This is a genomic window from Agrococcus casei LMG 22410, from assembly GCF_900163565.1.
Lineage (GTDB): Bacteria > Actinomycetota > Actinomycetes > Actinomycetales > Microbacteriaceae > Agrococcus > Agrococcus casei.
This window is the reverse complement of the sequence record NZ_FUHU01000047.1, coordinates 1-24783: the sequence shown is the minus strand read 5'-3', so window position 1 is coordinate 24783 and position 24783 is coordinate 1. Positions and strand designations below refer to the sequence as shown.

Below are 24783 nucleotides of genomic sequence, written 5' to 3'. Positions count from 1 at the left end.
CTGCTTTACTAGAAGCGTCTTAAAGCGCGTGTTGCAACGACCACTGGAATCCAAGCGTGACGGTGGTGGGGTTGATCGTGATCTCGGGGTTGTAGACGACGGGGTTGGGCTCGACCGTGATACTTGCAGTCGTACTCAATGAGCCCGACGTCGCAGTCACGGTGTGCACACCTGGAGCCAGCGTGGCCGAGATGCCCGTGCGGAACGTGCCGTCTGCACCACTTGTCGTCTCTGCGGTGTTGCCGCCGAGTGACAGCGTCACGACGACATCTGCGGGGAATCCCTCGCCGTTGACCGCGATGCCATTGTTCGCGAGCTCACTCACTGTCACAGTGTCGGGGGTCACGCTGATTTCGGGGTTGTAGACGATGGGGTCGGCTTCGACGACGATGCTTGCGGTTGCTGTTTCACCGCCTGCGGTTGCGGTGACGGTGTGGCTTCCGGGGGAGACAGAAGCAGATGCGGTGGTACTGAACGTGCCGTCGCTTGCTGTGGTTGCCGTGCCGGCATCCGTTCCGCCGATCGACAGGGCGACTGCCGTGCTTGCCGGAAAGTCGCTGCCTTCAACGGTCACGCCGTCGCCCGCGAGGTCACTCACCGTGACGGTTGTGGGGTTGATCGTGATTTCGGGGTTGTAGACGATGGGGTCGGCTTCGACGACGATGCTTGCGGTTGCTGTTTCACCGCCTGCGGTTGCGGTGACGGTGTGGGTGCCGGGGGTGACCGATGCGGATGCGGTGGAGCTGAATGTTCCGTCGCTTGCTGTGGTTGCCGTGCCGGCATCCGTGCCACCGATTGACAGTGCTACTGCCGTACCTGCCGGAAAGTCGCTGCCGTTCACGGTCACGCCGTTGTTCGCGAGTTCGCTCACGGTGACGCTTGATGGGGCGACGCTGATCTCGGGGTCGAGGGCGGCTTCGACGAGCTCTGCTGTGAACGGCTCGGTGCCTTCGGCACAGCCGGGAAGGTTCGGCATGTGCACTTTCATCTCACCCGTGGCAATGCCGCCGGCAGAGATGGAGCCGCTGAAGCGGAAGCGGGTGTCGCTGGTCTCGTCGTCGTAGGTGAACCAGTACTCGGCGCTGAAGCTGCCGTTGTCGGCAATCTGGATGGGCGGGTTTCCGCCCCAGTAGATGGCCACCGGCCAGCCGCTGCAGTACATGTAGGTCTGGCCCTGGATCTCTCCGATGACTCCTGCTGACGACACCGGGAAGGTGACGGTACGCGAGGTGCTCTGCCCAATCGCCCCGGAGTAGACACCTGCCGGCACATTCGGTGCGGCTGCAGCCGCGGTCATGCCCAAGGGGGCGAGCAGCGCGGCGAAGGCTGCGAGCGCGATCGCCGCGAACGTCTTCTTGCGCCTCGAAGCTCTGTCTGGAGTGGCCGATGACATCGCAGTCCTCTTCTTTCGGTGGCAGAAGGCTCGCCGACAATGGGGAGCCGATCACCACGTTAGAAATCACCTTCGCGCGTGTGCGAGCGTTCGCGTCAGATCCGAACGTTTCCGAACGAGTCAGTCGATCTGCGACTGAAGCTCCTCGAGCAGCTCTTCTGCGCTGAGCAGTCGACCGTGATCGCTGCTCGCCGAAGCAAGCTCGACAGCGCGCTCAGCCGCGGCTGTCGCGGCTGACGAGTCGCCGTCGGCCAAGAACACTCGCGCCTCAGTCTCGACCGTGAACGCGGTCAGTTCGCGATGGGCCGTCTGTTTAGCCATCTCCCATGCCTTCGCGTGGTGCGCTCGTGCCTCGTCCATGCGGCCTGTGCGCAGAGCGAGCAGGCACAGTGAGTTCGAGAGAAATCCCAGCTGCACCTGATGCTGCAGCTTCACGGCGACCTCTGCCGAAAGCCGGCCGATGCGCTCAGCCTCGTCGAGCTGACCGTTCGTGATGAGGGCGTCGAGGGAATTCATGCCGATGGCGAGCATCTCCCGCTCGTAGCCGGCGGCGGTGGCTCGTTCGACGGCATCGAGGCCCATCTCGACAGCGTCGTCGACTTTGCCGGCTCTTGTCAGCACTTCGACCAGATTCGCGAGAATCGGAAACTCCAGTCGAGGGTCGTCCCGTTGCACGTGAGGCAGGAGTTCGCGGAACGCGCGCTCGGCACCAGCGAGATCGCCGGCGAACGTCGATGCGGCCGCTTGCGAGTTTTTGATGGAGGCGAGCATACGGACGGCACCGGGCCGGTCGATCATCGACATGCACAGGTCTTCTGACCACTTGAGCATCAGCAGGCCTTCGCTGGCATTGCCGAGTCGGAATACCTGCAGTGCGCCTTCGCGCGAGAGCGCCAACAGCTGCTCCCAACGGTCACCCTGCTGCTCAGCGAGCGTGCGCGTGATGCGCTGCAGTTCGAGAGCTGCCTCTGGGTCACCTGCCACCAGGGCGAGGTAGTGCATGAGTGCCGCGAATCTGGAGGCCGAGACGAGGTCGCGGCCCTCAGCCGACTTCGCAGCCGTCGAGTACACCGCCGCGAGATGCGAGTCGAGCCACTGCTGGCCCTTTGTCGAGTCGACTTCGCGCAGCTCTACTTCGTCGATCCACGGAAGCATGTGCAGCGGGATCACGTCGAGTGCGCGCAACACGGATGCGGTCTCGCCGATCAGCGAGGTCGTGTACCGCTGCAGCGCGGTCGCGAGTTGTGAGGGCGCCACATGGTCATGGGAGGTGGTGACGGCGTAGGTGCGCACGAGGTCGTGCATTGACCAGACGCCATCGTCGCGCAGTCGCAGGAGTCCGGTTGTCGCGAGACGACGCAGCACCTCAGCGGGGTCGCTGTTGCCGAGCAGCCAGCGGGCCTCTTCGACGTCGCCGTGGCTAGCAGGCTGGTGTGCGAGCAGGGCCAGCGCGGTCTGCAGGTCGGCCGGCAAGGTTGCGTGCGAGTAGCGCATCCGGCGCAGCAGCGGGTCAAGCGTCTCGTGAGGCTTCTGGTCGACGGTGCGGGCGTGGTCGAGCATGCTCCAGTCGGGGCGGGCCTCCATGCGGCCGACCACGATCTCGAGGGCCAGCGGGATCCCCCCACAGCTTTCGACCAACTCGGCTGCGCCTGGCTCGCCTGACGCAGCGCCGAGCAACGCGAGTGAGTCCTCGGCTCGCAGCGGCCCCAGCTGCAGGGCTGCTGGGAGGGAGAGCGGCCTGCGAGTCGTGACGATCACACGTGAGCCGGATTCGGCAGCAGGAATGAACGGCGCAACTTGGGCATGGCTGCCGGCATCGTCGAGGACGAGCAGCGTGCGTCTGGTCGCCAGCCTTCTGGCGACCTCCTCCGACAGGCGTCCCTGCTCGTACGGATGCTCCCACCGGTCGAGCAGTGCGCGCATCAGCGCCTGCGGGTCGACAGGTTCAGTCGAGGCTGAATGTCCGCGAAGCGAGACCCACAAGACCTCGTCGTGGTCGGACATGACGGCGCGGGCGGCAGCTCTCGCAAGTGCCGACTTGCCCATCCCCGGAAGTCCGACGATCTCGACCGCCTGCGATGTCTGCAGAGCGGATCGCACAGCGGCGATCTCCTCGGCTCTGCCGATCAGCCGCTCATTGGTGCTCAGTTCTGTGAGCTCGTCAATCTCTGGAAGGTGCAGCGGGCCGGAGTTCGAGATCCGTCTGGCCGTGTCTCGCCATGCCCTGGGTTCGGCGCCGACCAGCCCAAGGGCTGCCGCGATGTCTTCGACTAGCTGGGCGTCGATGCGGATGCGTCCGAGCTTGAAGGCCTCGTACACCGTCGACTTGCTTGGGGCTGCGACCTGCTCCGGCAGTCCGCGTGCTGCGCGCATCCGTCCGATCCGCTGTGCGACCTCGCCGTAGCTGGGATTTCCGGCCTCAACGCGCAGTCGCTGCAGTGCGGCGACGAGGCCGTCCATCGAATCGATGCTTTCGATGCCTGCGTGCACAGTGTCTCCTTCGGTGGCCTGTGAGGCTTGCACCAGCTTGGCAGAGTCGAGCCGAGAGCATGCAGACAGCCCCCGCAGCCTTACGGCGCGGAGGCTGTCTGTGGTGCGTTTGCGAGTGCTAAGCCCGCAGGCCGTGCGCCCACGTCACATCGCCGACGACGCCGTCTACGGCGAGGCCACGAGCCTTCTGGAAGCTCTTGACCGCAGTCAGCGTCGCCGGGCCGAACGATCCATCGACCGCCAGCGACTGGCCGCGGCTGTTCAGGATGCCCTGGAGTGCCGAAACTGCATTGCCTCGTGCGCCGTTCTTGAGCAGCACGCTGAGCGCCTTCCAGGTCTTCGGGCCGACCGCGCCGTCAACGACGAGGCCCTTCGCCTTCTGGAACGAGCGAACTCGCGCCAGTGACTCCGAGCCGAACACACCGTCGACACCGAGTGACTGCCCGTGGTGCTTCAGCAGGCGCTGCAGACCGGTGACGCGGAATCCGCGTGCACCGTTCTTCACCAGCGGCCATGGCTGGCTGGTGACGGGGTCGTCGCCGTCGCCGGGCGGGGGAGGCACGTCGCCGCCGCCAAGCACCTCAGAGACAGCGTTGCGCAGCTCCTGTAGGCGTGGGTAGAACGCATCGCCGGGGCATGAGGTGCTGCCGAAGTCGCGGTGCCCCTTGATCGAGTTCACACCCAGGCCGTAGGTCTGGCAGAGGTACGCGATGAGGGCGACGAGTGCGTTCCATTCAGCCGTTGTGGGCTGCGTCGACATGAAGTTGCCCTCGGTCTCGATGCCGAGGCTTGTCGAGTTGTGGCCGCCGACGTGAGCGCCCACCGGAAACACGTTGCCGTTGTTGAGGCCCTCGATCGTGCGGTGGCGCCCTTCGAGGATGTAACCGCCCCGCGAAACGCTGAAGTGCTGACCGGTGTCGACCCAGCCGTTGGCGAAGTGCCAGCCCTGCACCTGCTTCGCGATCGCGAGTGCGGCCGAGCGCGAGGTGCCCGTGCTGTTCGACGAGGCCATGTGGTGCACGACGATGTTGCGGGGCGTCGACGACATCGAGATCGAGCCGCGGGCCGCTGCTGCGCCCCATCCGCTCGTCGAGATGATGCTCGGACGCGACACGGCGAATGCGCCGGGGGCGTTCACGACGGATGCTCCTCCGACAGCGAGGAAGCCTGCGGCTCCCAGCACTCCGGTGAAGAGTCCACGGCGGCTGATGCCGCGCTTCGTCTCAGTCTTCTCGGGGATTCCATCAGCGTTGTTGGCGTCGCACACCGGGTGGCTCCTTTGCGTTGAAACTGCGGTTCGACGGTGCGACCTCGGAGGTCACGGATGCCGTCGTGCAGTTCACGCTAGGCGAGCAGAAAGAGCGCCGACAGGGGAGAAGTCCCCTTGAGAATCTGAACCTATCTGGCGTCTGGATCTTCGATGTGCACGGGCTTGGCGTTGACTGGAATCATCAGCAGAAGACCCGCAACCAGCACGATGACGATGCCGAGGATGCCGTAGCGCGTGTCGCCCATCATCGTCACGAATACGCCGAACAGCGTGGCCGTGAGGAACGACACCGACCGCCCCGTCGTCGCGTAGAGGCCGAACATCTCGCCCTCTCGGCCGTCGGGGGTGATGCGCGCCATGAACGACCGCGACGCAGACTGCACGGGGCCGACGAAGGTAGCGAGCGCGAGGCCGAAGACCCAGAACATGTTCTTGGTGTCGATGAACAGCACGCCCATGCCAGACACCGCGAGTGCGAAGAGCGAGACCATGATGACCGGCTTCGGGCCGAGACGGTCGTCGGCCCAGCCGCCGACGAACGTGCCGATGCCCGCGGTGACGTTGGCGGCGATCGCGAACAGGATCACTTCTGTGCTGCTGAAGCCGAACACCTGCGCGGCGATGATCGCGCCGAAGGTGAAAACACCCGACAGGCCGTCGCGGAACACAGCGCTCGCGATGAGAAAGAGCAGCGTTTTGGGGGCGGTTCGACCGATGCGCCAGATCGTCTTGCCGAGCACGACGTACGACTGGATGACGCCAACGCGCTTTCGGGAGGGGTCAACGGGAAGCTCAGGAACCTTGAAGAGCACCGGCAGCGCGAACACGAGGAACCAGACAGCCGAGAACAGCACCGCCACTCGCACATCCAGGGCTCCTCCTTCGACGCCGAATGGCATGCCGAGCACACCGTGGCCGCCGCCGATGGGGAAGATGAAGAGCACCATGAGCAGTGCCAGCAGAACGATGCCGCCGACGTAGCCCATGCCCCAGCCGAAGCCCGAGACGCGGCCCATGTTCTCTTTCGTCGAGACTTGGTGCAGCATCGCGTTGTAGTTGACGCCTGCGAACTCGAAGAAGAGGTTGCCCGCCGCGAGCAGTCCGGCGCCGACCCAGATGTACTCGGGTACTGGCGTGACGAAGAACATCGCGGCCATAGTCGCCACGACGATGAAGGTGTTGACGGCCATCCAGAACTTGCGGCGGCCACCGCCATCGGAGCGCTGGCCGACAATGGGAGCGATGAGCGCCACCAGGACGCCGGCGATTGCGATCGCCCAGGCGACGATGGCGGCGTTGTCAGCTAACGCTTTGGTGAGAGCCGATGAACCCTCTTCGCCTGCTGCGGCGACGATGTTGGGGTCGACGAACAGGTTCGAGGCGAGGTAGGTGCTGAAGATGAAGGTGGTGACGACCGCGTTGAAGGCGGCGGACCCCCAGTCCCACCAGGCCCACGCGAGGGCGCGAGAGCGCAGAGTCTTGGGGTCAACTTGATTGGTGTCCACATGCTTACGTTAGGGATGAATCGTGACCGTTTGGTGAACCAGGCTGAAAGCGGGCTGTTTCGGTTGCCACTTGTCGCAGTTTTCACTCCAAGAAAGAGCAGCTACGCGATCAACGCGATCAGCAGCGCAATGACGACCGTGTTGAACAGGAATGCCACGAGCGACTGTGCGGTCACAGTGCCGCGCGCTCGCGAGTCCACGAACCGAATGTCGCCCGGGCCGAACGTCGTATTGACCTGCGCCGACACGTAGATGAAGTCACGCAGCGATCGCACGTCATCGCCGTCGTCACCTTCCGGAAACTCGAAGCCCCACCGGTTCGCCCACATGGCTGCGTACTCCAGCGCGAACACGGTCATCATGAGCAGCCACGCTCCGACAAGACACGACGCGGCGGCGATCTTGGTCGATGTGCTCTCGCCGAGCCCGCCAGCGACCAGCAGCGTGCCGACGCCGAAGACCGCGATCATGACGATCGTCGAAGCCCACGTCGCGGGTGTCGACGCGTTTCCCCGCCGAATCCGAGTGCGCTGCAGCCGCTGCCGCAGCCGCTGCCCGCGCATCCGTCCGAAGGCAATCACCGTCAGCAGCGTATAGAGGGGCCCCCAGAGCGCGTAGACCAGCAGCGCCGGGGTGAGTCCCTGCACGAATGCGGCCAGTATGCTCTGCTCGCCCCTATCGGCGTCGAGGGATTCGAGCAGCGGCGACAGCGTCCAGGCTCCGACCGCGGCAATCAGGATGCTGCCCCACTGCCGCGTCCACTCCTGCGCGTACCACGGAGGCTTCTCGCGTGGCACGGCACTTGCGGTGCCAGCGTCTGCGGCGGACGAGTCGGATGCGCCATCATCGCCGCGTTCTCCGAGCGCGTCAGCATGGTCGCCAGATGACCGACCGCTGCCGACGAGCTGCTCATGCGCAAGCCCCAGAGCCGCGACCGTCTCGCTGTCGGTGATGCGACCGTCGCCGCACATCCGTCGTGCTTCTTCGAAGTCGACCCACTCGAGACCGAGGATTCCCTCTACGAGCTGCTCGGCGTCCTCTCCGCCGACCTTGCGCAGCTCGGTTGCGAGGTAGATGTGGTGCTTTGCGCGGGCGACGCCGTTCATGGCGTTGAGCGAGGCGAGGTGCTGCCAGGCCTTGGCTTCGAGGCCGGCCTCTTCGAGCAGCTCGCGCTTGGCTGCGATCAGCGGATCCTGGTGGTCGAGCCCGCCGGCCGGGATCTCCAGCGAATCGCCGGTGGTGTGGCGGTTGAGCCTGACGAGGGCGACGCGGTTCTGCTCGTCGAGAGCAACGACGAATGCTGCGCCTCCAGTTTCGATCACGCCGTAGAGGCCGTCGCTGCCGTCGGGGCGCTCGACTTCTTCTTCGCGCACGCGGATCCAGCTATTCTCGTACGCGATGCGCGTCTTCTTCACTGGCCAGGGCACGGTGCCATCCTAAGCGGGCCATCCTAAACAGCGCCCTCGGCTTGGCGATCTGAACTCCTTTTGGAATTGCACGATCTCCAAAAGGAGTTCAGATTCGCGAGGGGTGTCTGAAAGGGAGACGGATGCGCGAAAAGGAGCCAGCACAGCTCCCTTTCGCAGTTCTCGGGGGCTTGAGCTCCCATTCGAGCTCGGTCCCAGAATCTGAACTCCTTTTGGAGTTGGGTCTGGAATCTGAACTCCTTTTGGAGTTCCGCCTTTCCACGAGATCGCTGCGCGATCTCCCTTTTGGAGTTCAGATAGAACTTGAGTCGACTCGACTAAAGTTTTTCGCAAAAGAACTTGACAAGCTCACGCTCAAGAATAGAATTGAGCCATAACGACTCAAGGTTGTGGCATCACTCAGAAGCCGCCGAGTCGGCAATGAAGCAGAGTCCGTGAGGGTTCCGGGGGACGAGTCCGCTGAGCATTGGGGGATGCACAGTGGGCTTCTCCGCCGGAATCACCGGAAGAATCCGGTTCCGCCGGTAGAACAGTGAAGGAGAACACCATGGCACGAGCAGTAGGCATCGACCTCGGTACCACCAACTCCGTTGTCGCGTTCCTCGACAACGGCACACCCACCGTCATCGCAAACGCTGAAGGCACCCGCACGACCCCCTCGGTTGTCGCCTTCGCGAAAGACGGCGAGACGCTCGTCGGCGAGCCGGCCAAGCGCCAGGCAGTCACGAACGTCGACCGCACCATCTCGTCGGTCAAGCGCCACATGGGCACCGACTGGAAGCACGACATCGACGGCAAGGCGTACACGCCGCAGGAGATCTCGGCGCGCACGCTGACCAAGCTGAAGAACGACGCCGAGTCGTACCTGGGCGAGAAGGTGACCGACGCGGTCATCACCGTTCCCGCGTACTTCAACGACGCCGAGCGCCAGGCCACCAAGGAGGCCGGCGAGATCGCAGGCCTCAAGGTGCTGCGCATCATCAACGAGCCCACCGCTGCGGCGCTGGCATACGGCCTCGAGAAGGGCAAGGAAGACGAGCTCATCCTGGTCTTCGACCTCGGTGGCGGCACGTTCGACGTCTCGCTGCTCGAAGTCGGCAAGGACGAAGACTTCTCGACCATTCAGGTCCGCGCGACCTCGGGCGACAACCGCCTGGGCGGCGACGACTGGGACGACCGCATCGTCGAGTGGCTGCTCAAGCAGTTCAAGCTCTCGACCGGCGTCGACCTCTCGAAGGACAAGATCGGCCTCAAGCGCATGAAGGAAGCCGCTGAGCAGGCGAAGAAGGAGCTCTCGAGCAGCTCTTCGACCAGCATCCAGCTGCCCTACCTCTCGGTCACCGAAGACGGCCCCGCCAACCTCGACGAGACGCTCACGCGCGCTCAGTTCGAGAAGATGACGAGCGACCTGCTCGAGCGCACCAAGAAGCCGTTCAACGACGTCATCGCCGAGGCAGGCGTCTCGGTCAACGACATCGCACACGTCGTGCTCGTCGGCGGATCGACCCGCATGCCCGCAGTCGCCGAGCTCGTGCAGCAGCTCACCGGCGGCAAGGAGGCCAACAAGACGGTCAACCCCGACGAGGTCGTGGCGGTCGGCGCAGCCATCCAGGCCGGCGTGCTCATGGGCGACCGCAAGGACGTCCTGCTCATCGACGTCACACCGCTCTCGCTCGGCATCGAGACCAAGGGCGGCATGATGACGAAGCTCATCGAGCGCAACACGGCCATCCCGACCAAGCGCTCCGAGACGTTCACCACGGCTGAAGACAACCAGCCCTCGGTCGCCATCCAGGTGTTCCAGGGCGAGCGCGACTTCACCCGCGACAACAAGCCGCTGGGCACGTTCGAGCTGACCGGCATCGCGCCGGCTCCGCGCGGCATTCCGCAGGTCGAGGTCACCTTCGACATCGACGCCAACGGCATCGTGCACGTCTCCGCCAAGGACAAGGGCACCGGAACCGAACAGTCGATGACCATCACGGGCGGCTCGAGCCTCTCGAAGGAAGACATCGACCGCATGGTCAAGGACGCCGAAGAGAACGCGGCCGCTGACAAGGACCGCCGTGAGGCTGCCGAGCAGCGCAACACGGGCGAGAGCCTGGTCTACTCGGTCGAGAAGGTGCTCACCGACAACGGCGACAAGCTTCCCGAAGACGTCAAGACCGAAGTGCAGGCGGATGTCGACGCACTGAAGAGCGCACTTGCGGGCGACGACGACGAGGCAGTGAAGACTGCGGTCGAGAAGCTGCAGGAGTCGCAGACCAAGCTCGGCGAAGCCATCTACCAGCAGGCTCAGGCTGAGCAGCCCGAAGAGGGCGCAGCCGAGGGCGAGGCCACTGGCGAAGAGTCATCCGATGAGGATGTCGTTGACGCAGAGGTCGTAGACGACGAGGACGAGAAAGAGAAGTAAGCGATGACGAACAACTCCGAATTCGAAGAGCCGACCTTCAGCGACAAGCGACGCGTCGACCCTGAGACCGGTGACGTTCGCGAGGGGGCTCCGGCAGACGCCGGGGCTCCCGTCGGTGACGAACAGCCGGTCGAAGAGGCAGAGGCCGTCGACGACTCCGACACCCAGCTCGGCGACGAAGACGCGCGTTTTCTTGACGAGGCACGCGCATCCATCGTCGAAGAGCTCGAGCAGGCGAAGGCCGAGACAGAGCAGCACAAGGACGCTCTGGCTCGCACGCAGGCCGACTACGTCAACTACCGCAACCGCATCCAGCGCGAGCGCGAGGGCGACCGCGACACGACCGTCGCAGGCGTCGTCGCCAAGCTGCTGCCGGCACTCGACGACCTCGATCTGGCACGCAAGCACGGCGACCTCGAAGACGGGCCCATGGCGCTCATCGCGAAGAAGCTCGACAGCGCGTTCGAGTTGCTCGACGTGAAGCGCGTCGGCGAAGTCGGCGAGGTGTTCGACACCGCGACGCACGAGGCGATCGCGCAGCTGCCGAGCCCGGATGCGACAGAATCGACAGTGATCGACGTGGTGCAGGTCGGCTACCGAGTCGGCGACCGCCTGTTGCGCGCCGCGAAGGTGGCAGTGCAGGTTCCACAGCAGTAGAAGGGAGGCGAGTGTGGCAAGCAACGACTGGATCGACAAGGACTTCTACAAGGTCCTGGGCGTCTCGAAAGACGCCTCAGACAAGGATCTGAAGAGTGCCTACCGCAAGCTCGCTCGCCAGTACCACCCCGACCAGAACCCGGGCGACGCCAAGGCCGAGACCAGGTTCAAGGAGATCAGCGAGGCGAACGCCGTGCTGTCAGACCCCAAACAGCGTCAGGAGTATGACGCGATCCGGGCGATGGCCGGCGGGCGCCCCCGCTTTGCTCCGGGCGGCACCGGCGGCTTCGAAGACGTCTTCGGCGGATTCGGCGGAGGCCCGCGAGTGCAGTACTCGCAGGGCGACTTCGACGATCTGCTCGGCGGATTCATGGGCGGACAGGGCGGATTCGGTGGCTTCGGCGGTGCACAGCGTCCCAGCAAGGGTCGCGACATCACGGCGAATGCTTCGCTCGACTTCCGCAGCGCGGTGCAGGGCGACACGCTCAAGCTGACGGTCGGCGGCCGATCGATGACCGTGCGCATTCCCGCTGGAGTGCACGACGGGCAGAAGATCAAGCTGACCGGCAAGGGCGAACCGTCACAGACCGGCGGCCCCGCTGGCGACCTGATCGTGACTGTGAAGGTGCGCGCGCATCCGGTATTCAGGCTCGACGGGCTCAACCTGCGGGTCGATGTTCCGGTGACGTTCACCGAGGCAGCGCTCGGCGCGACCATCGAAGTGCCGACGCTCGGGGGCGACCCCGTGAAGCTGAAGGTTCCGGCAGGCACGCCGTCAGGGCGGGTGCTGCGCGTGAAGGGCAAGGGCGTGCAGTCGAAGAAGGGCACTGGCGACCTGCTTGCACAGGTGCAGGTTGCGGTTCCCTCGCACCTGACCGGCGAGCAGAAGAGCAAGCTGAACGACTTCGCGGCGTCACTCGGCGACGAGTCTCCTCGTGAAGACCTGCTTGACAAGGCACGGCAATGAGACGCCCCAATCTCGATGAGATAGATGAGAACACACCGATCCTGTCGATCGCTGCGGCAGCGGAGCTTGCGGGCATACACCCGCAGACGCTGCGGCAGTACGACAGGATCGGTCTCGTTGAGCCGGGTCGCACCGCCGGAAACACCCGCCGATACTCATTGCGCCACGTGCAGCAGCTGCGCGAGGTGCAGGCGATGTCGGCTGAAGGCGTTTCGCTTGAGGGAATTCGACGGGTGCTCTCACTCGAGGATGAGAACGCCGAGCTGCGTGCTGAGATCCGCAGGCTGCAAGATCAGGTCGAACGACACGAAGACCGTCAGGCGCGCGTGTTCGCGGCCGGTGACCAGGGGGTGACGAGCATCCGCTTCGGGGCTCGCCCCCGCAAGTCGAACGCCGTCGTGGTCTGGCGGCCGAAGCGGTAGGTTCCGACGCGCTGCCTGCCGAGCCGCGCGATCGCTCGCGGTCACGAGAAACCGCAATGTCACCAGAAGTCGCACTATGTGCGGCATTTCGTGCATATGGGCGCAGTTTGCGGTTTCTCGCAACCTGCTGGCTGTGCATTCGCGCCGATACGCACACAGGCGCCCCTGAGGTTCCATACTGGAGTCATGACTCCCACCGAGCCCACGCAGCCTCCCGTCAGCCCGACCCCGAATGAGCGCGGCTCGGCAGCGAATGGCGCTGCGGCCGACACTCCCGTTGCACACCCGGTGACGGATGCGCGGCAGGCGACCAGCGCATCCGCGGTTCCGCAGGACCAGGCGCAGGTGCCCGCCGCCAAGACCGCGCCCGGCGAGAAGCGGCCGTCGGAGACTGACAAGCCAGCAAAAGCGGAGAAGCCCGCGAAGCCGCCGAAGCAGCTGACGCCCGAGCAGCAGGCGACGCAGCGACGCAGACGTGGTGCCCTGGCATCGGGTGCTCTGTCGATGCCGATCATCGCCCTCGGCGTCACGCTCATGGCCGTGCCGCTGGGCATCTGGTACGTCAGCACGGTGTTCAAGACGGTCATCGTCGTGATCACCAACATGGTCACGGGTGAGCGCGAGGCCAAGTCGGTCAACGGGGCGCTCAACAACGTTGACCCGGGTGCGATGTCGAGCATCTCGGTGGCGCTCATCATTGTGGGGGCAGTGCTCTCGATCGCAGCGCTGCTGGTCAGCTATTTCATGCTGCGTGCCACCAAGGTCGAGAAGCCGATGCTGGTGACGATCTTCAGCGTGCCGCTTGCCTCTGTCGTATCGGCGGTCGTCATCGCCTCGATCGGGGCGCTCAGCGGCCTGATCTTCAAGGACACGACTCACACTGTCTCTGGCATCCTCGGTAATGCCGCACTCGGCATCGCCGGGTTCGCACTGGCGGCCGTCGCGGTCTCGATCGTCATCGGCGGAGCAGTGTGGTGGTGGGTTGCGCATATCTTCCGCAACGTGAGTGCCGAAGGCAGTCAGAAGAAGCACTAGCGGCATTCATACAATGCTCAGCAGGAGTTCTTAAGCTGGATGCAGCCTCGGCGTTGGCCGAGAGCGGTGAGCGCTTGTCTGCCAATACGGTAACGGCACTCGCGAAAAGGCAGACTCGGGGCGAAACCTCAGACAGCACACGGAACGGGGGAGCACCATGATCGATTCTGACGACCAGCAAATTGGCGCCCCCGCCAAGCGAGGCGAGAACACGCCTGTTCCGAAAGACATCGAGACGAAGAAGTTCAGGCGCTCCGACGATTCGGAGCCGCAAGACGACCTGATTCCGATGAGCTACGTCGAGCAGCGTGCCGAGGAGCGGCAGAGCGAGCCGAGGCGGAGCCTCTACTACCTGTCGGCCGACGAGCCAGAGCCACAGGCCGACGTGTCGAATCCCCTCGCGGGCACTTCTGGTGCCGCCGGTGCTGGGTCTGGTGTCGAGAATCCGATGCTCGCCATTCAGGCGCAGGCGATGGCATACTCGCCGCCTGGATTCATGCCCAACGGGTACATGCCGCAGGGATACATGCCGCAGGGCGGGCAGCTCGCGGCGTATCCGTCTGCGGTGCCGACGCAGGGGTATCCGCAGCAGATGTACCAGCTGCAGCCCGCGCAGGGGTATGCGCCGCAGCCGGTGCCGGCCCCGTATGGGCACCCGGCCGGTCAGCAGGCCATGCCCGCCCAGTACTCGACGCCCTACACGATGCCTACGCAGTATGGAATTCCTGGGCAGTACGGAATGCCAGCGCAGTATGGAATGCCAGCGCAGGTTGCGAATCCGTACGCGATGCCCGGTCAGTATGCGATGCCCGCGCCGTACGGCCTGCCTCCCGGATTCAACGCGATGGGCACATTCGGCCCGCCGCGCGAAGTGTGGAGCAAGGCTCGCAGGCGTGCCGCACTCTGGAGCTCATACGTGCAGCAGGTGATCGCGTCGTTCGCGCTGCACCTGTTCGTGTTCGGCGGGCTCTTTCTGGCTATTGCCTCATCGTCATGGAACGACTTCGCCGAAGAGGCGATGCTCAATGGGCCCGAGACGTTCACGGGGTTCATGGTGTGGCTGTCGCATCCGAGTCGGGTGTGGATCTCGATGCTGCTCCTGCTGCTGATCACGGGTGCGCTGTTCACGCTCGGCTACTGGATAGGCGCCCTGTGGCAGAAGTCTGCCGGCATCAGACAGGGCAGGGCGCGCGCGTTCTGGCTCGGCGGGCTCGCAGGCGGCGGCATCACCGTCGTCGCCTGGGTGATCGTCTACTTCATCGCCTGGTTCGTGCTGTTCATCTGGGTGTCGATCGACGGGCAGGGCATCGGCGGCATCTGGATGGCGTCGATCGGGCTGTTGCTGTTCGCCTCGATCATCCACGGCTTCTACTCGATGGCGTTCGCGCGCATGTTCTTGCACGGGTCGCGTCCGCAGGTCGACCTGCAGCAGCTGGCGGCGAAGGCGGAGGCGCGGGCGCGTGCCGAGGACGCCGCGCGGATGGCCGACTCCGGCGAGGATGCCGAGTACCGGATCGCTGGCACGGTCTAAGGCGCTGACTTCCTCGGTCACCTGCCGGCGGTTGAGGAGCCACGGAGTGGTGTCACGAAACCCGCCACGCATCTGACTCGTGGTTTCGCAACGTCGCCGCGCGACTCCTCAACCGTCTACGAGGTCTTCGCAGTCTTCACAATCGCCACCGACTGCAGCAGCGGCTCGAAGTGCGGCGTCATGCGTGCGGTGCAGGTCAGCGACCCGTTCTCGCACGCGATCTGCCACTGCACCTCGGCTGCGTTGCCGGTGCTGCGCATCCGCTCTGAGAATGGCTTCTGCGATGCCGCAACCGCACCGACTTCAGCCACCAGGTCGTCGAGCTTTCGCTGACGGTCGGCAGCCGGAACATCGCGCAGCAGGTTGTCGGCCGCGAACTCTCCGAGCTCGTCGAACGAGCGGCCGCCGCAGACGATGTCGTCGACCCGCTCGGCAGCCGCAAGCGACGGCGGCCACAGTGCCGCGGCATCCGTCACCTCCTGCTCGGCAAGGACGCTGTCGAGGATCTCCCGGGCGCGATCACCGGCCCCGAACGAGTCGGAGTTGCCGAAGACCACGACAGAAGTGCCTGATGCAGGGTGCCAGCGCATGTGCGACGAGAAGCCGGGCAGGCCGCCCGAATGCTGCACGATGCGACCGAAGCGGCGGTGCTGCTCGACGACGAGTCCGTGCGCGTAGCCGAGGCCCGAGAGCCGCTGCGACTGCTCGACCGTGAGCGGAATCACCGTGTGCGCCGACTGCATCTCGCGCCGGGACTCCTGCGTGAGCCGCTGCGGCCGCGCATCCGGGCGCTCGAAGCCTGCGCTGAGGTAGCGCATCCAGACGGAGACGTCGATGATGGTGCTGAAGAGCCCGGCGATGCAGCTGAGCGCGCCGGCGCCGACAAACGGCTCGGGAGTGAAGGTCTTGCCGTCGTCGAAGGTGCGCATGCCGCCGATCACAACAGCATCGGCAGGCAGCTCCTCTGGCCTGTAGGCGGTGTGGGTGAGGCCGAGCGGCTCGATGAACAGCTCGCGCACGAGGTCGTCGACAGTCTCGCCCGTCTGCTCTTCGATCACGGCGCCGGCGATCGCCTGGCCGATGTTCGAGTACTGGTAGCTCGTGCCGGGTGCGGCCGCGAGCTGCAGCCCCGCCTCGCACATCGCTGCGAAGTCGTCGCGCGACATCCCGATGTTGCGGTCGCCCCAGGCGTTGTCTTCGGGCAGGCCGGCTCGGTTGGAGAGCAGGTCGTGCACGGTGACGGATGCGGGGGTGCCGTTCCAGAGCAGTCGGAATTCAGGAAGCACTTCGTCGACGGGCCGGTGCAGGTTGATGACGCCGTCGTCGTGCAGCACGTGTGCGAGTGCCGCGAGGAAGCTTTTCGACATCGATGCGATGCGGAAGACGGCATTGGCGCTCAGTGGCTCATCGGAGCCGGGCGCAGGATGCCCGAATCCGAGGGCTCCGAGCTCGCCCTTGGCATTGATGACCGCTGCCATGCCGGCTGTCGCCTTCGCCTGCACCTCGGGGCGCAGGGCTTTGGCGATGATGTCTTCTGTGCTCATCGCTTGGCGGCCTCGCGAATCTCTGCTGCGAACGCGCCGACGAGCGCACGGCTCGCTGCGGTGTTGGCGTCGTAGTCGGCGTCAGCCTGCACGACGAGCGCGGCATGGTCGACGCCCTTCTCGGCGAGGCTCTCGGCATTCCAGCCGCGCACGTTCTCGGCGCTCGCCTCGGGGTGAAACTGCAGCCCGCGCACGTGCTGGCCGATGCGGAACGCCTGGTTCTCGATGAGCTCGCTCGTCGCCAGCAGCGTGGCGGCAGGAGGTAGCTGCGTGATCATGTCCTGGTGGTGCTGGATCATGGGCGCCTTCGCACCGAGGTGCTGCAGCACGGGGTCTGCAGAGCCGTCTGCGGTGGGCGTGATCGTGACCGACCCGCGCTCCGGCGGCCCGTAGTTCTCGCGCACCTCGCCGCCCGCGACGTCGGCGATGATCTGACCGCCGAGGCAGATGCCGAGCGTCGGCACGTCATCGTCGATCGCCTGCTGCGTCAGCTTGCGCTCGGTGTGCAGCCACGGTGCCGTCTCGTAGGCGTCGGGCATGAGGCCGCCGCCGAGCATGACGAGGCCCGAGAAGCCGTCGAGCTGCTCGGGCAGCCCGTCCTCGCCGTTGACGAGCACGGGCTCGACGCCCTCCTCTTCAAGCCATTCGGTCAGGCGCTTCGGCCCAGAGCTTGTCGCGTTCACGATGACAAGGGCGCGGGGTCGGTCGGTCATGCTGTCTCCTCAGCTGTGTCGGGGGCAGTCGTGTCGATTGCAGGTCTGATGGCAGTGCCGGTCGGCAGCGGCTGCTGCCCCGACAGAAAGCGTCGGTAGTCGTCGTCATTGGCGTCGAGCACCCGCAGCACGTTCTCAGAGCCGAGCTTCTGCAGGTCGCCGTGCGACCATCCGCGGCTCCGCAGCTCGTCGAGCAGCCGGGGGTAGCCCGAGACGTCTTCGAGGCCGACGGGCATGAGGTCGGTGCCGTCGTAGTCGGCTCCGAGGCCCACGGCGTCGACTCCGGCGATTTCGCGCACGTGGTCGATGTGGTCGGCGACGTCTGCGACGGTCGCGTCGGGGCCCTTGCCCTCGGCGCCGGCGTTGAACCAGTCGCGGCGGGCCTGCGACAGGAAGGTCGGCACGAACGCCACCATCATCGTGCCGCCCGATTCGCCGATCGAGGCGATCACGTCATCAGGAACATTTCGCGGATGGTCGCACAGGCTGAGCGCTCCGGAGTGCGTCACCAGAACGGGTCGCTGGCTGGTCTCGAGTGCATCGCGCATGGTGTCGGGGGCGACGTGCGCGAGGTCGGGGATCATGCCGATGCGGTTCATCTCGCGCACGACGTCGCGGCCGAAGTCGGTGAGGCCGCCGTGCTGGGCATCGTCGGTCGCCGAGTCGGCCCAGGCGATCGTGTTCGACCACGTGAGCGTCATGTAGCGGGCGCCGAGGCGGGCGTACTGGCGCATCGCGGCCATTGAGCCGCCTATCTGGTCGCCGCCCTCGATGCCGATGAGCGAGGCCATGCGGCCCTCCTGCATTGCGCGCCGGGCTTCGGTCGCCGTGACCGCGAGCCGCAGGTCATCGGGGAACGCCGACGTGAAGCGGTGCACGAAGTCGATCTGCTCGAGCGTGGCCGTGACCTGGTCCGCGCCTGTGAGCGAATCGGTGACCCACACCGACCAGAACTGTCCGCCCATGCCGCCTGCGCGCATCCGGTCGATCGAAGTGTGGAGTCCTTCGATCGGATGCGCGAGTGCGTCGACCGCATAGTCGAGGTTCGTGCGGCTCGCCCAGGCGAGGTCGTTGTGGCCGTCAATGATGCGGATCGGCGACTCGTTCTCGGCTTCGCTGCTCACAGTGCTGCCTCTTTCGTTGTCTCATGCATTCGGCTGGCGTGCTCTCGGATCCAGTCGCCGCGAACTTCGTGGCCGAGCCCAAGCCCGGTCGGAACCGCGACGACCGAGTCGACGGCGACGACAGGAGGCTCGATGACGTCTTCTGCGTAGTACTTGTCAGAGCCCGACACGTCAGACGGCAACGAGAACCCGGGCAGTGCAGAGAGCGCCACGTTGGCTGCGCGCCCGATTCCGAACTCGTGCATCCCGCCGCACCATACGGCAACCCCCGCATCGAACGCGACGTCGTGCGCTTGCTTCGCAACCGACAGCCCGCCCATCCGCGAGACTTTGATGTTGAGCACACGGCCGGCGTCCAGCGTCAGCATCGTGTGCAGGTCGTCGATGCTCACGATCGACTCGTCGAGACAGATCGGGGTGTCGATGCGCTGCTGCAGCGCGGCGTGGGCGGTGAAGTTGCGCACGCCGAACGGCTGCTCGATCATCGTCAGCTTCGCGGCATCGAGCGCGGCGAATACGGTGTCGGCTTCGCTGCCATCTCGGTAGGCGCCGTTAGCGTCGACATGCAGGTCGATGTCGCCGAAGGCCGAGCGTACGGCCCGAACAGGCTCGACGTCCCAGCCGGGCGCGACCTTGAGCTTGATGCGACGGTAGCCCGCGTCGAGCTGATGCTGTACCTGCTCGAGCAGCTCGTCGACCGTCGGCTCGATGCCGAGCGAGACGCCAGCGACGACCTCGGTGCGAACGCCGCCGAGTGCTGTTGCCAGCGAAGTCTCGGATGCGCGGCTGGCGAGATCCCACGCCGCGATCGAGAAGCCGGCTTTCGCGAACTCGTGCCCGCGGATGCGCGCCCATGTGGATTCGAGCGCCTCGGGGGTCGACGAGTCGGCGCCGAGCAGCCCGGGCGCCAGATACTCGGTGGAGATGTGCCAGGCGATGTCGGCCGTCTCAGACGTGTAGAAGGGGTCGCTGGGGCTGGCGATCTCGCCCCAGCCGACCCGGCCGTCAGAGTCGGTCAGCTCGACGAGGATGTGCGTCAGGTGCGACTTGCGGTGTGAGCTGGTCTGAAAGCTGTGCACGAGCGGCAGGCTCAACTCGTGCAGGCGAACGCTCTCGATGGTCACTGGGCGACCTCCTGCTCGGGCTTCGACTCACTCTCGGGCAGATAGATGTCGAGATCGCGCGAGATCTGGTCGCGCACCTGCAGCCTGCGGCGTGCGCCCTTTGCGCTCGCGGTCGTGAGCGTGCTGAGCAGGTGGCACACGGCTGCGGCCGCGGTGGGGGAGTCGGCGTACGAGGCCGATCCCGTCTGCACCTGGATGACGCACGTCGAGAACTGGGCCAGCGGTGCGTCAGCGCTGTCGGTCACCACGATGACCTCGCCGCCTGACTCGTGGAACAGCTTCGCGAGCTTGTGGCTCTCGGCGCGGTATCGGCGCATCGAGAAGACGACCAGCACATCCGTCGGCCGCACATCAGAGAGCACCGCGAGCTCGTTGAGCGCGCGACCGTCGATGAGGAACACGTTCGAGAGCGTCGCCGAGAGGTCGGTCGTGAGCAGCTGCGCGTAGGCGGCCGACTTGCCGACGCCCTGGATGAAGCGGCGCCTCGCCCCGAGGATCAGGGCTGCCGCACGCGGCACCTCGCCCGACGCCTCGAGCTCTTCGAGGGTCTGCGCGAGCGACCTGATCTCAGACTCGATCACCCGACGCTGGATGATCTCGGCCGAGGTGTTCTTGCGGAAGCGCGCCTGCAGGCGGTCGCCGGGCGAGACCAGCGACCTGTCTGGCTTGGTGTCTTCTTCAGTCATGGTGGCGCCCTCTCTGGCGAACCGCACGGTATGCGGCGGTGTCCTCATCGACCCGCACGCAGCTGATGAGCAGTCGGTCGTCTGCGAATGCCGACTGCAGCGAAGTCGCGACGGATGCGCGAAGCTCGGTTTCGTCGACGTCCGACGCCCGCAGGCGGCGAGGGTCGGCAGGAACAGCAATCCAGACGTCGTCGCCGATGGCCATGGCCGTGCCCCAGTCGGCTGCGGCGAGCTCAGGCGGCGGAACCGCGGATGCGCGCTCGCGGCGCTCGGCGGCCGGCAGCTGCCAGCGCACGAGCAGGCGGTCGCTTGCGGCCGACCCGTAGTAGCTCGGCAGGAAGCGGATGCCCGTGGCGCCGAGCGAGTCGAGGTTGAAGTGGGCATTGCGGGCGAGCAGCGGATCGAAGGTCCAGCGCATCTCGGTGTAGCCGGCCTCGGCCGCAACCCTCGCCTGCAGGCGCTTCAGCGCGTTGCCGATGCCCTGACCCTGCACCCGCGCATCCACCACGGCCGCCTGCGAGAACTGGTACTCGGCATCCGCGTCGCGACCGGGAAATCCATAGGCATAGCCGACGAGGATTCCCGCACCGTCGAAGACGCCCACCGAGGTGCCGCCGTTGCTCGCGAGCGACTTCAGCAGGTGCGCGTTGAGCGAGAGCGTGGGGTCGTCGTAGCCGAACACCCGCGTGTAGAGCTCGCCCGCCTCGCGGAGGCCGGCTCGGTCGGTCACGTGCGCCGCCGAGTAGTCTGCAGGCAGCCAGCCGTTCGCTTCGATCGGTGTTCGGCCAGGGTCGCTCGCATGAGACGAGAGCGACGTAGCAAGCATGATGCGATTCCTAAATTGGTCGAACTGGTGGCGACTCCGCCAAGTGTAAGCGTGATTGCACAGAAATCTAGCATGGGATACGTTTCGTAACTATGGGTTCAGCAGCGTTGTCGCACGGTCGTTATGAAGCCGAGATGTCGCTGCTGCGACAGCTCGTCGAGATTGAGACGCCCTCGGGCGACACAGCCGCGAGCGCGCTGATCGCCGACGTCATTGCTGAGCGGATGCGCGAGCTCGGCGGCGAGGTCGTGCTGCATGAGACTTCGAACGGGGTCAACCTCGTCGCTGACTTCGCCGGCAGCGGCGAGCCGCTGCTGCTCGTCGGACACACCGACACTGTGTGGCCCGTCGGCACGCTTGCCGGCCGCGTGCCGTGGAGCATCGTCGACGGGGTCGTTCGCGGCCCGGGCGCCTATGACATGAAGGCCGGCATCACGGTGATGCTCGCCGCGCTGTCTCGGCTGCAGGGGGCCGAGCGCCGTGCGGTGCGCATCGTGCTGGTCTGCGACGAGGAGATCGGCTCGCCGACCTCGCAGCAGCTGCTGCGCGAGGCGACCGACGGATGCGCGGGTGCGATCGGGTTCGAATCCCCGCACCCCGACGGGGCCCTGAAGCTGGGGCGCCGCGGCAGCGTTCGCGTGCGGGTTGATGTGACTGGTCGAGCGGCGCATGCCGCGCTCGACCCTGAACTTGGCGTCTCTGCAGTCGACGAGCTTGTCGACCAGCTGCTGCGCATCCGCGAATTCGTCGCTGCTCCCGAGCTGCAGCCGGTGCTGTGCAATGTCGGCACGGTGTCTGGCGGTACGCGGGCGAACGTCGTGCCCGATGCTGCGAGTGCCGAGATCGGGCTGCGCTTCGTGAATGCCGAGACCGAGCAGACGGTGCTCGACTGGATCTCGTCGCTCGACCCGGTGCGCGAGGGTGCGGCGGTGTCTGCCGTGCGCCTGAGTCACAGGCCGACCTGGCAGCCGTCTGCGGCCGACGATGCCCTGCTCGAGCAGGTGCGGGCCGCGGCTGGTGCGGTCGGTCAGCAGATCGGCGCGCGGCCAGCAGCCGGTGCGGGCGACACGAACCTGATCGGCAGCCTCGGCATCGCGACGCTCGACGGATTCGGGCCTGCCGGCGGCGGCGCCCACGCGGTCGACGAGCACTTCAGGGTCGAGTCGTTCGGCGAGCGCATCGAGTTGCTGACGGCCCTGCTCGCCCTCTGACGGGGCAGCACTCCAATGCCGCACCCGGTGGTTGAGGAGTGCCGCAGGCACGTCACGAAATCTGCGTGGTTCCTCCACCCGGTGGTTGAGGAGTGCCGCAGGCACGTCACGAAATCTGCGTGGTTCCTCCACCCGGTGGTTGAGGAGTGCCGCAGGCACGTCACGAAATCTGCGTGGTTCCTCCACCCGGTGGTTGAGGAGTGCCGCAGGCACGTCACGAAATCTGCGTGGTTCCTCCACCCGGTGGTTGAGGAGTGCCGCAGGCACGTCACGAAATCTGCGTGGTTCCTCCACCCGGTGGTTGAGGAGTGCCGCAGGCACGTCACGAAATCTGCGTGGTTCCCCCACCCGGTGGTTGAGGAGTGCCGCAGGTACGTCACGAAACCCGGTCCTCAGGCATCGGGCCTGCGTGACTTCGCCCTGCTGCCGCTTCCGGGAAGAGCCGCGAGGTCATTGCGAATCAGCATCTCGCGCTTGCGGCGCGACCAGCCCTGCACCCGCTTCTCGAACGCGAAGGCATCGCTGACGGATTCGAACTCGGCGTAGTAGGCCAGCTCGACCGGCAGTCGTGTCTTCGTGTACTTGGCGCCCTGGCCGCGCTGATGCTGTTGGAGTCGACCGTCGAGATCCCATGTGCTGCCGACGTAGTACGAGTCGTCTGCGCAGCGGAGTATGTACATGAATGGCATGTGCTGAACAGTAGGGCTGCGCGCGCCGCGGTGACGGCAGTTGGGTATGCCTGTGGGCAACCGCGCGCTGTGGAGAGTGCCGCTTGGGCGGGGTTTCGTGACGCCGCGTTGCGGCTCCTCAACCACCGGGGTTGCCGAAGTCGGCGCCCGCGGGGTTCCTCAAGTCGGGCCATGGGCGGCGCGGTGTCGCGAGAAACCGCAATGTCACGAGAAGCCGCTGAATCTGCGGCTTTTGGTGGGCGGTTTCAGATGGTCGTTGCAACGAGTAGTTGGTTCAGTTTGTCAGCTGGGGTGGCCCATTGCAGTGTTTGGCGTGGTCGGGTGTTTAGTTCGTGGGCTGTGGTGTCGAGGTCGTCTTGTGTGATGGTGTGAATCGCCCCGGGTTTAGTGGAGGGCGAGTTCTCCCAGTGCCGTCTGGCTCTGGGTGTTCATCTCACGGTAGTACTGGTTCTCCATCTCGGCTGGTGTGCGGTAGGCGATCGATGAATGCAACCGGCTCTCGTTGAACCAGTGCACCCACGACAACGTGGCGAGTTCCAGGTCGTCGGCGGTGCGGAACGGGCCGTCGATTTTCACGCATTCGGTCTTGTAGAGACCGACGACGCTCTCAGCGAGGGCATTGTCATAACTATCTCCGACGGTGCCGATCGATGCGATCGCACCGACTTCCGCGAGACGATCGGTGTAACGCAAGGCGGTGTACTGCGCTCCGGCGTCCGAATGCTGAATGAGTCCGGTGACGTCCTCGCCGGCCCGGTCACGGACCCAGAGCGCCATCTCCAGCGCATCCAATGGCAGATCGGTAGGCATCGTCGACATCGTCCGCCATCCCACGATGCGGCGGGAGAAGACATCAGTGACGAACGCGGTGAACGCCATCCCAGCCCAGGTAGGCACATAGGTAAAATCGACCACCCAGAGCTCGTTCGGTCGATCCGCACGGAACTCACGCTGGACATGATCGTCCGCGCGGGGCGCTGCGGCATCTGGTTTCGTAGTCACGAACTGCTTGCCCCTGCGGATACCGCGCAGCCCCTGCTGCCGCATGAGGCGCTCGACCGTGCACCGGGAAACGGTGATGCCCTGACGATGCAACAGTCGCCAGATCTTGCGCACGCCGCTGATGCCACGTCCGAGATCGCGATCCCAGAAGACCCGCTCAATCTCGATCACGAGCTCCGCATCACGCAACGCACGCTTGGACGGCAGCCGCTTCTTGAAGGCGTAATACCCGGACGGGGCGATCTTGACACCGTGCTCAGTGAGCACACGGCAGATCGGCTCGACCCCGAACCGGTCACGATGATGATCGATGAATTCCACTACCACGGCAGTCGCGGGTCGAGCTCCCGCGCGAAGAAACTCGACGCCGCCAACAAGATCTCGTTGGCGCGCTTCAGCTCACGCACCTCCCCCTCGAGATCCTTGATCCGTTTCGCGTCCGTGGTCGTCACCCCAGGCCGCTCACCCGAATCGATCTGCGCCTGCTTCACCCAGCCACGCAGCGTGTCAGGATTCACCCCGACTCGCTGACCGACCCGGACCACGGCCTGATGCATCGACAACGCCGGATCCTCCTTACGAGCCTCCTGCACGAGCCTCATCGCTCGCTCCCGCAACTCTGGCGGGTACTTCCTTGGTGCTGGCATAGTCCTCATCCTCTCGGGATTTCAGACCCTCCACCAGACCCGGGGCGATTCAGTGCGGAAATCGGTGACGGATTTCGGGTAGTACTGGCGTAAGAGTCCGTTGGTGT

At 65.5% G+C, this 24783-nt stretch carries 20 protein-coding genes, 1 pseudogene and 1 other annotated feature; of the genes and pseudogenes, 7 read left to right on the top strand and 14 right to left on the bottom strand.

Annotation, left to right across the window (positions count from 1 at the left end):
- Nucleotides 1-19: 19 nt before the first annotated feature.
- The 5 genes from CZ674_RS13605 to CZ674_RS14575 all read right to left on the bottom strand — a co-directional run bounded on the left by CZ674_RS13605 (nt 20) and on the right by CZ674_RS14575 (nt 8085).
- Entirely contained in the window at nt 20-1393 is a 1374-nt protein-coding gene (locus CZ674_RS13605) for a hypothetical protein (protein ID WP_086993066.1), read from the bottom strand.
- A 120-nt stretch (nt 1394-1513) separates the two neighbouring features.
- Nucleotides 1514-3883 carry an NB-ARC domain-containing protein gene (locus tag CZ674_RS13600; RefSeq protein WP_086993065.1) on the bottom strand — a complete coding sequence of 790 codons (2370 nt, stop codon included), beginning with the start codon at nt 3881-3883 and terminating at the stop codon, nt 1514-1516.
- A 118-nt stretch (nt 3884-4001) separates the two neighbouring features.
- Complete coding sequence (locus tag CZ674_RS13595) at nt 4002-5150, bottom strand: peptidoglycan recognition protein family protein (RefSeq protein WP_234988606.1); 1149 nt, start codon at nt 5148-5150, stop codon at nt 4002-4004.
- A 131-nt stretch (nt 5151-5281) separates the two neighbouring features.
- Nucleotides 5282-6658, bottom strand: a complete 1377-nt coding sequence (locus CZ674_RS13590; RefSeq protein ID WP_086993064.1) for an MFS transporter — start codon at nt 6656-6658, stop codon at nt 5282-5284.
- Between the two features lie 101 nt (nt 6659-6759).
- On the bottom strand, nt 6760-8085 hold the full coding sequence (locus tag CZ674_RS14575) for a DUF1345 domain-containing protein (RefSeq protein ID WP_159457004.1): 1326 nt from the start codon (nt 8083-8085) through the stop codon (nt 6760-6762).
- A 547-nt stretch (nt 8086-8632) separates the two neighbouring features.
- Here CZ674_RS14575 and dnaK point away from each other — a divergent pair.
- The 6 genes from dnaK to CZ674_RS13550 all read left to right on the top strand — a co-directional run bounded on the left by dnaK (nt 8633) and on the right by CZ674_RS13550 (nt 15110).
- Nucleotides 8633-10498 (top strand): molecular chaperone DnaK, encoded by a 1866-nt coding sequence (gene dnaK, locus CZ674_RS13575; RefSeq protein WP_086993062.1) that lies wholly within the window; start codon nt 8633-8635, stop codon nt 10496-10498.
- A 3-nt stretch (nt 10499-10501) separates the two neighbouring features.
- Nucleotides 10502-11155, top strand: a complete 654-nt coding sequence (locus tag CZ674_RS13570; RefSeq protein ID WP_086993061.1) for a nucleotide exchange factor GrpE — start codon at nt 10502-10504, stop codon at nt 11153-11155.
- 13 nt (nt 11156-11168) lie between these two features.
- Nucleotides 11169-12122 carry a DnaJ C-terminal domain-containing protein gene (locus tag CZ674_RS13565; RefSeq protein ID WP_086993060.1) on the top strand — a complete coding sequence of 318 codons (954 nt, stop codon included), beginning with the start codon at nt 11169-11171 and terminating at the stop codon, nt 12120-12122.
- Nucleotides 12119-12544 carry a heat shock protein transcriptional repressor HspR gene (locus CZ674_RS13560; RefSeq protein WP_086993059.1) on the top strand — a complete coding sequence of 142 codons (426 nt, stop codon included), beginning with the start codon at nt 12119-12121 and terminating at the stop codon, nt 12542-12544. The genes CZ674_RS13565 and CZ674_RS13560 overlap by 4 nt, the downstream gene beginning before the upstream one ends.
- A 186-nt stretch (nt 12545-12730) precedes the next feature.
- Nucleotides 12731-13579 (top strand): tetraspanin family protein, encoded by an 849-nt coding sequence (locus tag CZ674_RS13555; RefSeq protein WP_086993058.1) that lies wholly within the window; start codon nt 12731-12733, stop codon nt 13577-13579.
- A gap of 157 nt (nt 13580-13736) precedes the next feature.
- Nucleotides 13737-15110, top strand: a complete 1374-nt coding sequence (locus CZ674_RS13550) for a PAT1 family protein (RefSeq protein WP_086993057.1) — start codon at nt 13737-13739, stop codon at nt 15108-15110.
- A gap of 116 nt (nt 15111-15226) precedes the next feature.
- Here CZ674_RS13550 and CZ674_RS13545 read toward each other — a convergent pair whose 3' ends face one another.
- Genes CZ674_RS13545 through CZ674_RS13520 form a run of 6 tightly spaced genes read right to left on the bottom strand, consistent with a single transcriptional unit; the run spans nt 15227 to nt 21127 of the window.
- Complete coding sequence (locus CZ674_RS13545; RefSeq protein ID WP_086993056.1) at nt 15227-16654, bottom strand: serine hydrolase domain-containing protein; 1428 nt, start codon at nt 16652-16654, stop codon at nt 15227-15229.
- A complete protein-coding gene (locus tag CZ674_RS13540) occupies nt 16651-17367 on the bottom strand; it encodes a type 1 glutamine amidotransferase (RefSeq protein WP_086993055.1) in 717 nt (238 codons plus the stop codon). The genes CZ674_RS13545 and CZ674_RS13540 overlap by 4 nt, the downstream gene beginning before the upstream one ends.
- Nucleotides 17364-18491: a dipeptidase gene (locus tag CZ674_RS13535; protein WP_200810121.1), complete on the bottom strand. Its 1128-nt coding sequence runs from the start codon at nt 18489-18491 to the stop codon at nt 17364-17366. Before CZ674_RS13535 ends, CZ674_RS13540 begins: the two co-directional genes overlap by 4 nt.
- Nucleotides 18488-19615 (bottom strand): o-succinylbenzoate synthase, encoded by a 1128-nt coding sequence (gene menC, locus CZ674_RS13530; protein WP_086993054.1) that lies wholly within the window; start codon nt 19613-19615, stop codon nt 18488-18490. Before menC ends, CZ674_RS13535 begins: the two co-directional genes overlap by 4 nt.
- Nucleotides 19612-20301 carry a MurR/RpiR family transcriptional regulator gene (locus CZ674_RS13525; protein WP_086993053.1) on the bottom strand — a complete coding sequence of 230 codons (690 nt, stop codon included), beginning with the start codon at nt 20299-20301 and terminating at the stop codon, nt 19612-19614. The genes menC and CZ674_RS13525 overlap by 4 nt, the downstream gene beginning before the upstream one ends.
- A complete protein-coding gene (locus tag CZ674_RS13520; RefSeq protein WP_086993052.1) occupies nt 20294-21127 on the bottom strand; it encodes a hypothetical protein in 834 nt (277 codons plus the stop codon). Before CZ674_RS13520 ends, CZ674_RS13525 begins: the two co-directional genes overlap by 8 nt.
- 92 nt (nt 21128-21219) lie before the next feature.
- On the opposite strand from CZ674_RS13520, the gene CZ674_RS13515 reads away from it, so the two are divergent.
- The gene (locus tag CZ674_RS13515) at nt 21220-22338 is read left to right on the top strand and encodes a M20/M25/M40 family metallo-hydrolase (protein WP_086993051.1); all 1119 of its coding nucleotides are present in this window, start codon (nt 21220-21222) and stop codon (nt 22336-22338) included.
- Nucleotides 22339-22730: 392 nt separating this feature from the next.
- Here the strand turns inward: CZ674_RS13515 and CZ674_RS13510 are convergent, their stop codons facing one another.
- From CZ674_RS13510 to CZ674_RS13505, 3 genes and pseudogenes are all read right to left on the bottom strand, one after another.
- Nucleotides 22731-23027: a GIY-YIG nuclease family protein gene (locus tag CZ674_RS13510; protein ID WP_086993050.1), complete on the bottom strand. Its 297-nt coding sequence runs from the start codon at nt 23025-23027 to the stop codon at nt 22731-22733.
- 245 nt (nt 23028-23272) lie between these two features.
- Nucleotides 23273-23395: pseudogene (locus tag CZ674_RS14645) on the bottom strand (IS30 family transposase); the annotation flags it as partial.
- 16 nt (nt 23396-23411) lie between these two features.
- Nucleotides 23412-24676 (bottom strand): IS3 family transposase gene (locus CZ674_RS13505; RefSeq protein WP_407640225.1). Its coding sequence is split into 2 segments (ribosomal slippage): nt 23412-24391 and nt 24391-24676, totalling 1266 coding nucleotides; the frame shifts between segments, so codons are not numbered across the junction.
- Nucleotides 24264-24391: a sequence feature (AL1L pseudoknot), on the bottom strand. It overlaps the preceding gene by 128 nt.
- Nucleotides 24677-24783: the final 107 nt, after the last annotated feature.

Coding starts and splice junctions, on each gene's coding strand:
- CZ674_RS13605 (WP_086993066.1), bottom strand. CDS start 1,393: ATGTCATCGGCCACTCCAGACAGAGCTTCGAGGCGCAAGAAGACGTTC.
- dnaK (WP_086993062.1), top strand. CDS start 8,633: ATGGCACGAGCAGTAGGCATCGACCTCGGTACCACCAACTCCGTTGTC.
- CZ674_RS13570 (WP_086993061.1), top strand. CDS start 10,502: ATGACGAACAACTCCGAATTCGAAGAGCCGACCTTCAGCGACAAGCGA.
- CZ674_RS13560 (WP_086993059.1), top strand. CDS start 12,119: ATGAGACGCCCCAATCTCGATGAGATAGATGAGAACACACCGATCCTG.
- CZ674_RS13555 (WP_086993058.1), top strand. CDS start 12,731: ATGACTCCCACCGAGCCCACGCAGCCTCCCGTCAGCCCGACCCCGAAT.
- CZ674_RS13550 (WP_086993057.1), top strand. CDS start 13,737: ATGATCGATTCTGACGACCAGCAAATTGGCGCCCCCGCCAAGCGAGGC.
- CZ674_RS13545 (WP_086993056.1), bottom strand. CDS start 16,654: ATGAGCACAGAAGACATCATCGCCAAAGCCCTGCGCCCCGAGGTGCAG.
- CZ674_RS13540 (WP_086993055.1), bottom strand. CDS start 17,367: ATGACCGACCGACCCCGCGCCCTTGTCATCGTGAACGCGACAAGCTCT.
- CZ674_RS13525 (WP_086993053.1), bottom strand. CDS start 20,301: ATGACTGAAGAAGACACCAAGCCAGACAGGTCGCTGGTCTCGCCCGGC.
- CZ674_RS13520 (WP_086993052.1), bottom strand. CDS start 21,127: ATGCTTGCTACGTCGCTCTCGTCTCATGCGAGCGACCCTGGCCGAACA.
- CZ674_RS13515 (WP_086993051.1), top strand. CDS start 21,220: ATGGGTTCAGCAGCGTTGTCGCACGGTCGTTATGAAGCCGAGATGTCG.
- CZ674_RS13510 (WP_086993050.1), bottom strand. CDS start 23,027: ATGCCATTCATGTACATACTCCGCTGCGCAGACGACTCGTACTACGTC.